Source organism: Methylomicrobium lacus LW14 (assembly GCF_000527095.1).
GTDB classification, from domain to species: Bacteria; Pseudomonadota; Gammaproteobacteria; order Methylococcales; family Methylomonadaceae; genus Methylomicrobium; species Methylomicrobium lacus.
The window spans coordinates 3,265,892-3,281,066 of sequence record NZ_AZUN01000001.1 but is presented as its reverse complement, the minus strand read 5'-3'; the positions used below and the strand labels follow the sequence as shown (position 1 = coordinate 3,281,066).

The window sequence follows — 15,175 nt, the reverse complement described above, 5'->3', positions numbered from 1 at the left end:
ATAAAGCGCGCAAAAGGATAAAGGAGCAAGGCTAAAGGAAAAAGACTCAAGGCGCAAGGCGCGGCTTTTACTTTCGCCTTGAGTCCGCCTGTTTTTACATCACCCTCGCTAGCTCGCTCACCCACACCCCGACATTCAGGCTCGATCCCGGCGGCCCGACGAACGATCCGGCTACCGGCGGAACGGATTCGGGCGACCTTGCCACCGCCACGGCAATGTGATGGGTCCCCACGATTTCTCCGAGGGTAGGGTCGAATCCCTTCCAGCCTACGCCCGGCAGGTAGACTTCCGCCCAGGCATGCGTCGAACCATAATTGAACTGAGATGGCGGCGTATGCAGATAGCCGCTGACAAAACGTGACGCCAGCCCCAGGCACCTCGCCGCTTCCATGAATAAATAGGCAAAATCCCGACATGAGCCAGTGCCCAGGGACAACGTTTCCGCCGGAGACTGCACGCCCGGTTCCTCGCGCAGTTGGTACGACAGCGTTTGATGAATGATGGAGCAAAGATTTTGCAGCAAGGAAAGGGGCTGATCGCGTTCGCTCGGCTGCCGGAATCTGCCGATCCATTCTGTCAGTTTGTCGTCTTCCGTGTCATCGGCGGAAATCATATAGGGCGACAGCACAATCCGGTCTTCGGGCGTATAGGTGAAGGGATAGTCGGCCGCATAGCTTGCCACCATGAAATCCAGGGGAGCTTGATTGTACTGCTGAATGATCACCTCGCTCTCGATCGAAAGCTGGCGAGCGGGCATTGCGAAATTGGCGACAGCAACGCAATTATCCTCCACGTCGCGTTGCCAACGCAGGGTGGCCGGAGGCGAGATTGTGAGGCTTGATGACTCGATCCGCAACTCATGGCCTTCTCGCGGACGAAGGCGCAAAAAATGCGGATCGAGCCGCACCTCGGTGGAATAATTATAATAGGTGCGATGAAGAATTTTATAGCGCTGCATAGATTCACCATCGAGGATACGAAGTCGAGCAGAGTGCGCTGTATGCGCCAACTATCCCAAAACAGTAAGCTCAGGATACGCTACTTGCTTTAGCCTGTCTGCTTTCTTTTTACCTCGACAATGTTAGGCAAGCAGCTGAGCCGGTTCAATATCTGGCTGAGTTGATCGATATTTTCGATTTGAATGGTCAGGTTCAGGTCGGCCGAAAAATCGGGGTGCGTGTTCAATGCCGCATTCGAGATATGAATTTTCGAATGCGCCAGCACCTGAGTCACCTGGTTCAATAAGTCCTTCGCGCTTTGCGCGAGAATGATGATCGGCACCGAATAATACGATTTGTCCCCGCCCCATTCGACCTGAATCAGTTGCGCCTGCTTGTCGGGGCTCAACTGCAGGATATTCTCGCAGTTGCGGCGGTGCACGATGATGCCTTTCTTGTGCGATATGTAGCCGATGATCTCGTCGCCCTGCACCGGCGAGCAGCAGTGCGCGAACGAGGTCAGCACCTGATCGATGCCGTCGACCGTGACCGCCGATTTCGCGGTCTGTTTTTTTTGCTGAATCCTGATGAACGGCGCTTCTTCCAGCTCGGGGATCTTGAAAAACGCGGCGACCTGGCGGCTGGTGATGTCGCCGCGGCCGATCGCCTCGTACAGTTTGTCCTTGTCCGGTTGCTTGAAATGCTTGGTCAACTCGTTCAGATTGGCCAGTTTGACGCCGAGCCGCTGCATTTCCTTGTCCAGAATCGCCTTGCCGGTCGCGATGTTTTGCGCCATCTGCTGATTCTTGAACCAGCTTCTGACGCGCGCGATCGCGTGCGGCGATTTCAGGTAGCCGAGGTTCGGATCGATCCAGTTATGATTCGGCCCGCCTTCCTTCGCGGTCAGGATTTCGACCTGTTCGCCCGACTTCAGGACATAGGTCAACGGGGTGATGCGTCCGTTCACCTTGGCGCCGCGGCAGCGGTGGCCGATTTCGGTGTGAATCGCATAGGCGAAATCGAGCGGCGTCGAGCCCTTGACCAGATCGATCAGCTTGCCGGCAGGAGTCAGCACATAGACGCGGTCGGAAAACAATTCGGTCTTGAAATCTTCGGCCAGCGTCTCGTCATTGTCTTTTTCCTCGAGCAGCTTGCGCAAGGAGGCGATGTTTTTTTCGACCGCGGCATTGTGTCTGCCGCCTTCCTTATACGACCAGTGCGCGGCGACGCCCATTTCGGCGAATTCGTGCATTGCGCGGGTGCGGATCTGCACCTCGATCCGGTTGCCGCCGCTGTCAAGGATCACCGTATGCAGGGACTGGTAGCCGTTTTCCTTCGGGTTGGCGATATAATCGTCGAATTCTTTCGGAATCGTCTGCCAGAGACTGTGCACGAGACCCAGGACCGTGTAGCATTGGGTCAGGTTGTTCACGATCACGCGCACCGCCAGGAGGTCGTACAGTTCATCGATGCCGAGCCGCTTTTTTTGCATCTTTTTCCAGATGCTGTAGATGTGCTTCGGCCGGCCGTATACGTCGGCAGTGATGCCTTCCTCGCTCAGCGCGGCGTGCAGCTGGGCGATAAAATGGCTGACGCAGCGCTCGCGCTCGACCCGTTTATCGGCGAGCGACTTGGCGATGCTCTTGTAAACCTGCGGCTCCAGATAACGGAACGCCAGGTCTTCGAGCTCCCATTTGAACTGATGAATCCCCATCCGGTTCGCGATCGGCGCATAAATGTCCAGCGTTTCGCGCGCGATGAAATGGCGCACTTCTTCCGCTTCGCCCGCGAGACCGCGCAGGCGCTTGACCCGGTAAGCCAGTTTGATCAGCACCGCGCGCACGTCATGGGTCATCGACAGCAACATCCGGCGCAAGGTTTCGGTCTGGTTCGGCTGATGCGTCATCTCGGGCGTGTAAACGCTCAATTTGTTCAGCCAATTGACGTCGTTGACCAAGGCATCGACCGTGGCGCCAAAGCGGCCGGCAAGATCCGGGTGCGGCTTGAGCGCATTCAAGCGGGGATCGCTTAAAATAGCCGCCAGAGTCGTTTTCAGATCGACATGAAAATCCGTTAAAATAGCGGCCACTTCAAACCCCTTCGGACGGCCATAATCAGGATCGTCGGGAATTTGGGCGATGATGGCAAGCGCCTGGTTGATCTGCTCGCGGTCAGGTTCGGAAAACCCGTCTAACAGCGATTTGTTGGGGTCGGTTTTTTTCGGCATCGTACGGAAAAATACAAGAAAGGCCGCGCAGGCTCTTGGCTCGATAATCGGAAACTTAGACAGGCGCTAGCGCCGGTTGAGTCAATTCATTTAGCAATAATAAAGCGAATAAGATGAAAATTACAGTGTTCGGTAGCGGTTATGTCGGTCTGGTCACGGGCGCCTGTATGGCGGATGTCGGTAACGAGGTGATTTGTATGGATATTGACGCGGGCAAGGTGGCCAAGTTGCAGCAGGGCGAGATTCCTATCTTCGAGCCGGGCCTGGATGCGATGGTCAAGGAAAATCAGGCGGCGGGGCGCCTTAAGTTTACCACCGACGTGAAGGAGGCGGTCGCGCACGGCGTGTTTCAATTCATCGCGGTCGGCACGCCGCCCGACGAAGACGGCTCGGCCGACCTGCGTTATGTGTTGACGGTCGCCGAAAGCATCGCCGAGCACATGACCGGCTACCGGGTCGTGATCGATAAATCGACCGTGCCGGTCGGCACCGCCGACAAGGTCAAGGCGAAGATCGAGGAGGCGCTGGCAAAACGCGGCGAAAAGATCGAATTCGACGTGGTCTCGAATCCGGAGTTTCTGAAGGAGGGCGCGGCGTTGAACGACTTCATGCGCCCGGACCGCATCATCATCGGCGTGGACAATCCGCGCACCGCGGAATTGATGAAGGAATTATACGCGCCGTTCAACCGCAGCCGTGAGCGGATCATCACGATGGATGTGCGTTCGGCCGAATTGACCAAGTATGCGGCGAATGCGATGCTGGCGACCAAAATCAGTTTCATGAACGAACTCGCGAATCTGGCCGAATATCTCGGCGCGGACATTGAGCAGGTCCGCCAAGGCATCGGCTCGGACAGCCGGATCGGCTACAGCTTCATCTATCCGGGCTGCGGCTATGGCGGTTCCTGTTTTCCGAAGGATGTGAAGGCCTTGGAGCGCACCGCGAAGGAACAGGGCTATCATGCCGAATTATTGAACGCGGTCGAAAACGTGAACAACCGGCAAAAAAGCCGCTTGTTCGAAAAAATCAGCCGGCATTATCAGGGCAAGCTCGAAGGCAAGGTGATCGCGCTCTGGGGGCTCGCCTTCAAGCCCGACACCGACGACATGCGCGAGGCGCCGAGCCGGGTCCTGATCGAGAGCCTAAGCCGGGCCGGCGCCAGCGTGCAGGCCTATGATCCCGAGGCGCTCGCCGAAGCGCGGCGGATTTACGGCGACAACCCGCATTTGAAACTCTGCTCCTCGCCTCGAGACGCATTGGAGAATGCCGACGCCTTGGTAATCGTGACCGAATGGAAGGAGTTTAGGAGTCCCGACTTCGACGAACTGAGCCGCGCGCTCGGCGACAAGGTCATTTTCGATGGCCGCAACATGTACGAACCGGCGTTTGTGCGCCGCAGCGGATTGGCCTATCATGCGATAGGCAGACCTTAACCAATGCTGTTATGATAAAAATTATTTAGGGTACCCACAGCGCACCCTGCCAAGCGATCAAGGCGACATTCACCTCATTCATTGCTTCGGAAGAAGCCAACTATCTTAATGTTCAAATGACCAAACAAGAAAAATCCCTCGCGATGACCGTGCTGATGACGCCGGACATGGCCAACTTCGCCGGCAACGTGCACGGCGGTTCGCTGTTGAAAATGCTCGATCAGGTGGCCTACGCCTGCGCGGCCAAATATTGCAAGAACTATGTCGTGACCGCCGCGCTCGATCAGGTGTTTTTCAAGGAAAACATCAATGTCGGCGACCTGGTCACGTTCTATGCGCATGTGAATCATGTCGGCCGCTCGTCGATGGAAGTCGGCATCAAGGTGGTCGCCGAAAACCTGACCACGCACGAAAAACGCCATACGACCTCCTGCTACTTTACGATGGTCGCGATCGACGGCCACGGACACAGCATAGAAGTTCCGCAATTGATACTCGAAACCGAGATCGAAAAACAGCTGTTCAAGGACGCGGAACAGCGCAAAAAATGCCGAGAGGAACTGCTCGAAAAAAACCGCGCGATCCGTGTCGATCTGCCGGAGGGGCTGCTCTAAGTGGGATTGCAGGACAATTTCGAACAACTGCCGTTAAAAGAGTTCGCCGAGAAAGCCTACCTCGATTATTCGATGTATGTGATCCTGGACCGGGCGCTGCCGCATATCGCGGACGGCCTGAAACCGGTACAGCGGCGCATCGTCTATGCGATGTCGGAGCTCGGCCTGACCGCGCTGGCCAAGTATAAAAAGTCCGCGCGCACGGTCGGCGACGTGCTCGGCAAATACCACCCGCACGGCGATTCGGCCTGCTACGAAGCGATGGTGTTGATGGCGCAGGACTTTTCCTACCGCTATCCGCTGATCGACGGCCAGGGCAACTGGGGGTCTCCGGACGATCCGAAGTCGTTCGCCGCGATGCGTTACACCGAATCGCGCCTGACTCAATACGCGCAGACCTTGCTCAGCGAACTCGGCCAGGGCACGGTCGAATGGACCGACAATTTCGACGGCACCATGAAAGAGCCTGAACTGTTGCCGGCGCGTCTGCCGAATGTGCTGCTGAACGGTACGATGGGCATCGCGGTCGGCATGGCGACCGACATTCCGCCGCACAATCTCAGGGAAGTCGCGGCCGCCTGCATCCACTTGCTCGACGCGCCGGGCAGCACGCTTGACCAGCTCTTGCAGCACATCCAGGGCCCCGATTATCCGACCGCGGCCGAAATCGTCTCATCCCGAGACGACATCCGCAAGATGTATATCAACGGCGGCGGCTCGATCAAGATGCGAGCGAAATATGAGGTCGAGGACGGCACGATCGTGATTACCGCGCTGCCCTATCAGGTTTCGGGCTCCAAACTGATGGAGCAGATCGCCGCGCAAATGCTCGCGAAAAAACTGCCGATGATCGAGGATTTGCGCGACGAATCCGATCACGAGAACCCGACCCGCCTGCTGGTGATTCCGAAATCGAAGCGCACCGATACCGATGCGGTGATGTCGCATCTGTTCGCGACCACCGATCTCGAAAGAAGTTACCGGGTCAATATGAACATGATCGGCCTGGACAACCGGCCGAGAGTCAGGGATCTGCGCGAAATTCTGGTCGAATGGCTGGCCTTCCGCACCGAGACGGTCAGGAAGCGTTTGCAGCACCGCCTCGACAAGGTGCTCGCGCGTCTGCATATCCTGGAAGGCCTCCTGATCGCCTATCTGAACATCGACGAGGTAATCGCGATTATCCGCCAGGAAGAGCATCCGAAGCCGGTGCTGATGGCGCGATTCGGGATCAGCGATAGCCAGGCCGAGGCGATCCTGGAATTGAAGCTGCGTTATCTTGCCAAGCTTGAGGAAATGAAGATCCGCGGCGAACAGGACGAACTGGAACAGGAACGCGCCGCGCTCGAAAAAACGCTCGGCTCGCCGCGCCTGTTGAACCGCCTGATCCGCAAGGAACTCGAACGCGACGCCGAAAAATACGGCGACGACCGCCGCTCGCCGATCGTCGCGCGCGAAGCTGCGCAGGCGATGGAAACGACGCAGCTGATCAACAACGAGCCGTTGACCGTGATCCTGTCGCAAAAAGGCTGGATCAGGGCCGCGAAAGGCCATGACTTCGATGTCGATAGCTTGAATTACCGCGCCGGCGACGGTTTTCTCGAAGCGGTCAAATGCCGCTCGACCCAGCCGGTTTATTTGCTCGATTCGACTGGACGCGCCTACAGTATCACGACGCATGACCTGCCGTCGGCCAGAACCCAGGGCGAACCCCTGACCGGTCGCCTGAATCCGCCGCCCGGCGCGCTGTTCGCGCATCTGTTGGCCGGCAGTCCGGACGACTGGGTTGTGGTAGCGAGCCATTACGGCTACGGCTTTCGGGTGCAACTGAAAGAGCTGTACAGCAAGAACAAGGCCGGAAAAGTCTTGCTGACGCTGTCCGAAGGCGCCAAAGTGATCAAGCCCGCCGAACTCCGAGGCGACAGCGATCGGCTCGCGGTGGTGACCCAGCAGGGACGGCTATTGATTTTTCCGGCGCAGGAACTGCCCGAACTGACCAAAGGCAAGGGTAACAAACTGATCCAGATTCCGACGGACGATTTGGCGGCCGGCAATGATGCGGTCATTGCGGTGACGGCGCTGCCCGAAGGCGGCCAATTGAAAATCACCGCCGGTAAACGGCCGTTGACCTTGAAAGGCGCGGACATTGAGCACTATTCGGGCGCGCGCGCGAAACGCGGCCTGCATCTGCCGCGCGGTTTTCAACGCGTCGATGCGCTGGAAGCCGAATGACAGTAAAATGCCTCGCGCGGTGAATTCAGTGGTTTTCCTAGGGTCTTAGCGTGAGGAGCTGGCGGTCTCCTCTTCCGTGCGCTCACAGGGCATAACGGTGGGGGGTCGTAAAGGAAACATTAATCGTCAGCGCAATTGCATCAAAAACACACCGGTCAGCCGGTAACATTCGACAGCATCCAATGGGAGGATAGTAAATGAACACATTACGCATTTATTTGACGGTCGCCATTGCCGTTCTATTGTTAGGCGCATCAAGCACCGCGGCGGCGGATAATTCGTCGGCAGGCAAGTTTGGCCGCGGTTTGGCCGGTATGACCTGCGGTTTTCTCGAAATTCCTGGCAATATCGTGCAGGAAACCCGAAGAAGCGGCGCGATCGGCTTTCCGGTCGGTTTGGCAAAGGGGCTCGGCATGACGGTAACCCGAGAACTGGTCGGCGTTTACGAGTTTGTCAGCGCGCCCTTCCCGGTGCCTGCAGGCTATAGGCCCATTTTAAGCCCCGAATACCCTTGGGATTATTTCTAATCGCTCGCTCAATGCCATTTCATCCGGTTGGCGCCGGCTAAACCGATCACGCCAACCGGATGATTCGCTACGCAAACTTCTAAAATTCCGCTTCAACCGGGCGCGCCTTTCTGCTCGGACCGTCAGCTCCCGCTGTGCCGGCCAACGTCAAACCTTCCCCTCTCGAATTCAATGCGCTGACAATGAACCGGATGCGAAGGGATCAGTCCAATCGTGAAGGGAATCATCTGGGCAGCGCCCGCAGCCGAATACATTGCCGAGGGCGGATTCTTAACCGATCGCATAGCGAGGGTAACGCGATGAGACGCATCTATTTTTTAGCGCCGGACATCCAAACGACGCACAAAATTGTCGACGAACTCCGCCGGGAAGGCATCGAAGACCGCCATATTCACATCCTGGCCAAGCGGGACACGCCGCTGGAAGACTTGCCGGAAGCCTCCGTGCTGCAAAAAACCGATTTTATCCCGGCCCTGGAGCGAGGTATCGTGCTGGGCGGCTCCGCAGGCTTGCTGGCAGGCTTGGCCGGACTGTCTTATGCGGGATTCGTCATCGCCGGAGGCCCGATCCTGGGCATCATCATCGCCGGCGCCACCATCGGCTCGCTGATGGGCGGTCTGGCCGGCATGAATTCGGGCAATTCAAGACTCCATCAATTCGAAGCCGCAATTGAAAAAGGCGAATTGCTGGTGTTGCTCGACATTCCGCTGGATCGTATCGGCGAGATTACCGGCAAGATTGAAAAACATCATCCGACTGCGGAATTTGAAGGAATAGAGCCGATTCTGCCGTTGAAATATTGATGGAAATTCGCGCACAATCAGCGCAATGCGCTTTGGCAAGTCGCGGATGCAAAAATGGCCGCATAAAGCGGCCATTTTCGTCTCAAACAATTAAAAATTATTGGAGATGTGAGCTCAAGCAAGTTTGAGTGGCCGCAAGCGCAGCGTCGATCGCAGTGGTAGAGATAGCAACCGCGTTGTTTGTGCAATTGGCCAGACCCGGTAAGTCTGTTGTTGAAACGTGGGCAGATGCGCAAAGTTGCAAATCGGCCGACAATTGGAGGTTAGCTGCATTTACCAGGGCTGTATACGCAGTGGCGCAAGCCAGCGGGCTTGGCAGTTTCGCGATAGTGTTGTCAAGCGTGGTAGCGGTTGCAGTCAGCTTGTTGTAAGTCAGATCCAGAATCGCGTCAACCGTTGAATCGACAACGCCCCACACGGAATCAGTGAGATTTATCAGCGTATTGGTGGTATTTGTAATAAGGCCTGCAGAAGCCTGGGTGCTGATTCCTGAGATAATAGTAGTAAATAATACAGCGGCAATTAAACGCTTTTTACCTGACATGGTAATTTCCTTTCAAAAGATGATTGAATAACGTGGATTGTTTTTTCAGCCGGGAGTGAATCCAGCCGTTGCAATCAGAAACCTTCTTCTCAACTGCGGAGAGGATTCTATGGCATTTGAACTTAAAAAACACTTAAGTTAAATGTTAAGATTCTGTGACATAGCCTGAGGGGCATTATTGAATTTGCCTTTTGGGCTTTGCCGCGTTTCGCTCCTTCGATAAAACGCGAAAACAATCATTTAAATCAATAAATTAAAAGATTAAGGCCCGCTTATTCCTCTGGCTTTAAATTTGTAACGCCCGCATTGTTAACAAAATGGAAATAATTAATTTCCATTTCAACTCTATAATTCCGGTAATTTTTATCTAGACTAGAATGTCATTTTATTTTTTCGCCTCTTTGTGCCGAATACGACAACACAATAGTGCGATTAATCTTGGGGGCAACGAAGAGTCGCCCCCTATAGTCAGAATTTTTACTCAGAAACCTGGCATTTTGCCACTCATTCAAAGATTTTGTAGAGCCCGTCCAACACCAGCGAATTCGGACTGACGATCCCGATCACCTTGCGGTCCTCGATCACCGGCGCCCGGACCAGATCGTAGTGCGCGAACAGCCGCGAACAATAACGGATATCCATCTCCGGATGCACCGAAATGACCGGTTTAGTCATGATTTCATAGACATTGACCCGGTCCGGCGCCCTGTCCTTAGCCAGCACATGGCGGGCGATATCGCCGCAGTTGATCAGACCGTATTCGTCATCGTCATGGCGCTTGTTCACGATCAGCACCGCGGTCTGCATTTCCTTCATCTTCTTCAGCGCTTCTGCGACGGTCGCGATGCCGTCGATCGTACCGAAATCGGTTTTCATCACGTCTCTAACGCGGATAATAATGCGGTTGTTCATATGGCGTCCTCCAGTTCTTGTTTCAATACCTCAACCTGATGCATCACGCCGATCGCGTCCTCGACATCGATCTGGATCGCGATACCGGTACCGGGTTTGTTGTCGAAATCGGCGACGATTGCGATTTTCTCCAGAATGTAACGGCTGATGTGTTCCTCGACCAGCATCAAGACCACATCGCGTTGGGCTTCGAGCGTCAGGCCAAAAAAGGTTTTCGATTGTTTCATGCCTTCGCCGCGAGCGTTGTTGATCACGGTCGCGCCCTTCGCGCCGCATTGCCTGGCCGTTTCGAGCACCAGGTCGGTTTTGTCGTCATCGACGAAAACTAGGATGAGTTTGAAATGCATGATGTACCTCAGGACTTGGATGAAGGTTTGTCTTTATTGATCCATTGCGCGATTTGTGCATAACCCAGCACGGCGATGATCGGAAATAGACTCGCGAAGGCGATCAAGCCGAATCCGTCGAGCAAGGGATTGCGTCCGGGCACCGCTTCGGCCAGGCCCAAACCCAACGCGGTAATCATCGGCACGGTCACCATCGACGTGGTGACCGCGCCGGAATCGTAGGCCAGGCCGAGGATCAGTTTAGGGGCAAAGCGGGTTTGCATCATCACGACGAGATAGCCGCCGATGATGTAGAGATAGAATTCCGAACCGGTCACGATGCGAAAAGCGCCGAGCGCGATACCGAAACCGACGCCAAAGGCGACCGAAAAGCGTAGGCCCCAGGCCCGGATCGTGCCGCCTGAAATTTTCTCGGCCTTCAACGCGACCGCAAGCAGGGCAGGCTCAGCCAGCGCTGTCGCAAAACCGATGCTGGCGGAGAAAACATAAATCCAGGCATAATCACGCCAATCGACTTGACCGACAACCGGTTCGATACCGAGAAATTCGGGCATGGTCAATTGCTTGGCCATCAACTTGCCCAGCGGAAACAGCGCCATATCCAGCCCCTTCAGGAAAAACACAATCCCGAGCAAGACCAAAATGAAACCGATCAGAATTTTTCTCGGATGCGCGATCGGCCGGCGAATGATCAGCAATTGAAAGCCGATGATGGTCACGGCGATCGGCAACACATTCCGGCAGGTTTCCAGCAGGGTCAACGCAAACTGCATCAACCCGGCTAGCATGCCGCTATGCCGTAGCCCCTCACCGAGAATCGCGGCGCTGGGCAACATATCCCGGCAGGCTTCCAGCAGGCTAACCGCAAACTGCATCAATGCGTCGATCATACTGCCATTCCGTAAGCCATCACGAAAATAATCGGGGTCAATGACGCAAACACCACCAGGCCAAAGCCATCGGTCAGCGGATTGCGGCCCTTGATCGCGGTCGCCAGTCCAACGCCGAGCGCGGTGACCAACGGCACGGTAATGCTGGATGTCGCAATGCCGCCCGCATCATAGGCGATGCCGACGATCTCCTTCGGCGCGAACGGCGTCAGCAGGGCAACGCATAAATAGCCGATAAAAACCGGAGCATACACCGGCCAGCCGCGAATGATCCGCAATACGCCGAAGATTAAAGCAACACCGACCGACAGTGCGACGGTCACGCGCAGGCCGAGCGCATATTCGGCTTTCGCCGTCTCGGTCGCATCGATGCTGTTGCCCTGACTGGCGATATCCGCGGCTTTTTGGGCGGCAGCAATCAGCGCCGGTTCGGCGATTGCCGCGCTAAATCCCAGACAAAAGGCGAACAGCAACAGCCAGAGCAAACTGCCCTTGCGGGCAAAGTCATACGCGATGTCCTCGCCGAGCGGGAACAGGCTGAGCTCCAGTCCCTGCACAAACAGGGTCAGGCCGATAATTAAAAACAGCGAACCCGAAATCAAATCAGCCAGATTGGGCAACGGTTGCTTGATGATCAACAGCTGAAAGATCAGCACGACTGCAAAAATCGGCGCCAAATCCCGGCAACTGCCCAGCAGGTATTTGATAAAACGGCTATTTAACATGAGCTCGATGGCAATATATGGAGTCGAATCGATTGTACATGAAAGAAACGTGCCAAGGAAATCGCCTCCGGCGTATTTAGCCTAAACGGCTGCGCCCGCGGCCAAAAAACTTGCGTATCACCGCTTTCTCCAACTCCGCGACGGTAAATACGAACATTCCGGCGAACACAACCTTCAACCACTCATCCGGAGACAAATCGGTCGAACCGAACAAAGCATGCATCGGGTCGGCATGGGTGTATGCGATCTGTAAGGCCGCGCAGGCGGCAATGGCGATCAATACATAACGATTGCCGAACAGGCCTTCGAGTGACAAGGCCGACTTGTAAATGTAACGGCTGTTGATCAGATAGAACATTTCCGCCCCTACCACCGTGCTGACCGCCATCGTGCGCGCGGTTTCCAGGCTGGACCCGAGGTCCATCTCCCAGAGGAACAGGCCCAGCGCCCCCACCATGAAAAGCGTTGATACCATCAACACCCGCCAGCCGAAAAACCAGGACAGCAATGGCTCGCGCGGGTCGCGAGGCTTCCTGCGCATGACCTCCCGCTCCGGGCGCTCAAAGGCGAGCGCGAGCCCCAATGTGCTGGAGGTGACCATATTGATCCAGAGCACCTGCGCCGGCGTCAACGGCAGGGTCAACTCAAACAGAATCGCCGCAATAACGACGAGCGCTTCACCGCCATTCGTCGGCAGCATGAACAGGATGAATTTCTGGATATTGTCGTAAATCCCTCTGCCGACGTACACGGCGTTGCCGATAGTGGCGAAATTGTCGTCGGCCAGCACCATATCGGACGCTTCCTTGGCCGCCTCAGTCCCTTTCAGCCCCATCGCCACGCCGACATCCGCCCGCTTTAGCGCCGGCGCGTCATTGACGCCGTCGCCGGTCATCGCGACAACCTGACCGGCTGCCTGCAATGCCTGTACCAGGCGCAGTTTATGTTCCGGGCTTGCCCTGGCGAATACGTCGACATCCAGCGCAACGCTCCGCAGTTGCTCGTCATCCAGGGCTTCGATCTGGGCCCCGGTCAAGGCCGGTTTGCCCAGGCCTATCCCAAGCCGTGCTCCGATCGCCTGCGCCGTATCGGCATGGTCGCCGGTGATCATCTTGACGCGAATGCCGGCGCCGGCGCAGGTTTCTACCGCAGCGATCGCTTCCTCGCGCGGCGGATCGATGATGCCGACCAGGGCGAGCAGGGCAAAACCGTCTTCCAAATCCGAGAAGTTGACCTCACGCCAGGACTGCTCAACCCGTTTGGCGGCAATCGCCAGCACGCGCAGGCCGCCGGCGGCGAAGCGCTTGGCGCAGCGATGCCAATAATCGGCATCCAGTACGGTCTCGGCGTCATGGAGACCGCCCTGCCGTTCGCACATTTCCAGGATGCGTTCGGGAGCGCCTTTGACATAAATGTAGCCGCTGCCGCTATGGTCGTGATGGAGGGTCGCCATCAGCCGGTGTTCGGATTCGAACGGAATGGCGTCGGTACGCGGCAGGGTTTCGCGCTCCCATGCGGAATCGGCGCCGACTTTGCCCGCGAACGCAAGCAGGGCGCCCTCGGTCGGATCGCCGGTCAGTTGCCAGGACTCATCGGCGAGCCGGTGCAGCTGTGCGTCATTGCAGAGCACGGCGGCGCGCGCGATTTCGGCCAGTTCGGGATAGTCATCGGCGGTCACCGCGGTGCCCTCCAGAAAAATACCGCCGTCGGGCGCATAACCCGCGCCGCCGATATCGAATACATGCCCGGCGGTGACCACGCTTTGCACGGTCATTTCGTTCCGCGTCAAAGTGCCGGTCTTGTCGGAACAAATGACCGTCACCGAGCCCAGCGTTTCCACCGCCGGCAGATGCCGGATGATGGCCTTGCGCTTTGCCATGCGGCGCATGCCGAGGGCAAGCGTGATGGTCATGATCGCCGGCAGGCCTTCGGGTATCGCCGAAGCCGCCAGAGCCACGGCCATCATGAACATTTCGGCCGGCGGATGCCCATGCCACAGCACGCCGATCACGAATGTCGCCACGGACATCAATACAATGGCCAGCGCCAGCCAGTGTCCGAAGCGGGCGATCTGGCGCAGCAGCGGCGTTGTCATCGTCTGAACCTGGGCTAGCATTGAGCTGATCCGTCCCAACTCGGTGCGAACGCCCGTCTCGACGACAATGGCCGTCGCCTGACCGGAGGTAACCAGGGTTCCCGAGTACAGCATGCAGTAACGCTCGCCAAGCTCGGCGTCGTTTTGGACCGGATCGGCTGTCTTTTCGACCGCTTCGGATTCGCCGGTCAGAATCGCTTCATTCACCCGCAAGCCCTTGCCTGCAATAAGCCTCAGGTCGGCGGGCACTTTGTCACCGGAAGCCAGTGCCACGATATCGCCGGGCACCAGACTCTCGGCTTCGATCTCTGTGCGCCTGGCGTCACGAATGACCGTCGTGTGCAGGGAGAGCATGCCGCGGATGGCATCCATCGCCTGTTCCGCCTTGCCTTCCTGGATAAAACCGATGATTGCATTGACGAGGACGGCGGCCAAGAGCACGCCGGTGTCAACCCAGTCGCCTAACATGGCCGTGGTGCCGGCGGCAACCAGCATCACATAAATCAGAACGTTGTGAAATTGAAGCAGAAAACGCAGCCAGGCAGAGCGTTTCCGCGGCGGGGGGAGGCGGTTGTAGCCAAAACGTTTCACCCTCTCCAGCGCCTCTTGGGAAGACAGGCCGTGATGACGATCCGAATGCAGACGCATGACCGCATCGTCGACTTCAAGGCTGTGCCAATGCGTGATGTGTTTTTCATTCGCTTTTTTCTTGGACATGCGTTCTCCATGCTTAAACTCATCAACGGCCCCCCAAAATGCAATCGTCCTGGAATGAGGACGATTGCATTTTGGGGACTTGATCACTCGACTAAGATGACCTACACATCATGCCTAGGTTCATAATATCAATCCGGCTTCTCTGCCATTTTTGAACGGACTGGAATC

The 15,175-nt window shown here is 56.5% G+C and carries 13 protein-coding genes; 5 read left to right on the top strand and 8 right to left on the bottom strand.

Annotation, left to right across the window (positions count from 1 at the left end; genetic code table 11):
• Window positions 1-94: 94 nt before the first annotated feature.
• The gene (locus METLA_RS0115235; protein WP_024299371.1) at window positions 95-958 is read right to left on the bottom strand and encodes a transglutaminase family protein; all 864 of its coding nucleotides are present in this window, start codon (window positions 956-958) and stop codon (window positions 95-97) included.
• 89 nt (window positions 959-1,047) lie between these two features.
• The gene (locus tag METLA_RS0115230) at window positions 1,048-3,165 is read right to left on the bottom strand and encodes a RelA/SpoT family protein (RefSeq protein ID WP_024299370.1); all 2,118 of its coding nucleotides are present in this window, start codon (window positions 3,163-3,165) and stop codon (window positions 1,048-1,050) included.
• Between the two features lie 113 nt (window positions 3,166-3,278).
• On the opposite strand from METLA_RS0115230, the gene METLA_RS0115225 reads away from it, so the two are divergent.
• The 5 genes from METLA_RS0115225 (at window position 3,279) to METLA_RS0115205 (ending at window position 8,777) form a co-directional block, all read left to right on the top strand.
• On the top strand, window positions 3,279-4,601 hold the full coding sequence (locus METLA_RS0115225) for a UDP-glucose dehydrogenase family protein (RefSeq protein WP_024299369.1): 1,323 nt from the start codon (window positions 3,279-3,281) through the stop codon (window positions 4,599-4,601).
• A gap of 116 nt (window positions 4,602-4,717) precedes the next feature.
• Window positions 4,718-5,215: an acyl-CoA thioesterase gene (locus METLA_RS0115220; RefSeq protein WP_024299368.1), complete on the top strand. Its 498-nt coding sequence runs from the start codon at window positions 4,718-4,720 to the stop codon at window positions 5,213-5,215.
• Window positions 5,216-7,447, top strand: a complete 2,232-nt coding sequence (parC, locus tag METLA_RS0115215) for a DNA topoisomerase IV subunit A (RefSeq protein WP_024299367.1) — start codon at window positions 5,216-5,218, stop codon at window positions 7,445-7,447.
• Window positions 7,448-7,644: 197 nt separating this feature from the next.
• Window positions 7,645-7,974: an exosortase system-associated protein, TIGR04073 family gene (locus METLA_RS0115210; protein ID WP_024299366.1), complete on the top strand. Its 330-nt coding sequence runs from the start codon at window positions 7,645-7,647 to the stop codon at window positions 7,972-7,974.
• A 299-nt stretch (window positions 7,975-8,273) separates the two neighbouring features.
• A complete protein-coding gene (locus METLA_RS0115205; protein ID WP_024299365.1) occupies window positions 8,274-8,777 on the top strand; it encodes a hypothetical protein in 504 nt (167 codons plus the stop codon).
• Between the two features lie 97 nt (window positions 8,778-8,874).
• On the opposite strand, the gene METLA_RS0115200 is transcribed toward METLA_RS0115205, so the two are convergent.
• The 6 genes from METLA_RS0115200 to METLA_RS0115175 form a co-directional block, all read right to left on the bottom strand.
• Window positions 8,875-9,321 (bottom strand): hypothetical protein, encoded by a 447-nt coding sequence (locus METLA_RS0115200; protein WP_024299364.1) that lies wholly within the window; start codon window positions 9,319-9,321, stop codon window positions 8,875-8,877.
• A gap of 504 nt (window positions 9,322-9,825) precedes the next feature.
• Window positions 9,826-10,233, bottom strand: a complete 408-nt coding sequence (locus tag METLA_RS0115195; RefSeq protein WP_024299363.1) for a CBS domain-containing protein — start codon at window positions 10,231-10,233, stop codon at window positions 9,826-9,828.
• On the bottom strand, window positions 10,230-10,580 hold the full coding sequence (locus tag METLA_RS0115190; RefSeq protein ID WP_024299362.1) for a P-II family nitrogen regulator: 351 nt from the start codon (window positions 10,578-10,580) through the stop codon (window positions 10,230-10,232). Before METLA_RS0115190 ends, METLA_RS0115195 begins: the two co-directional genes overlap by 4 nt.
• An 8-nt stretch (window positions 10,581-10,588) precedes the next feature.
• The gene (locus METLA_RS0115185; RefSeq protein ID WP_024299361.1) at window positions 10,589-11,368 is read right to left on the bottom strand and encodes a DUF1538 domain-containing protein; all 780 of its coding nucleotides are present in this window, start codon (window positions 11,366-11,368) and stop codon (window positions 10,589-10,591) included.
• A gap of 98 nt (window positions 11,369-11,466) precedes the next feature.
• The gene (locus METLA_RS0115180; RefSeq protein ID WP_024299360.1) at window positions 11,467-12,195 is read right to left on the bottom strand and encodes a DUF1538 domain-containing protein; all 729 of its coding nucleotides are present in this window, start codon (window positions 12,193-12,195) and stop codon (window positions 11,467-11,469) included.
• A 76-nt stretch (window positions 12,196-12,271) separates the two neighbouring features.
• Window positions 12,272-15,007, bottom strand: coding sequence for a cation-transporting P-type ATPase (locus METLA_RS0115175; RefSeq protein ID WP_024299359.1), 2,736 nt, complete (start codon window positions 15,005-15,007; stop codon window positions 12,272-12,274).
• Window positions 15,008-15,175 lie beyond the last annotated feature (168 nt).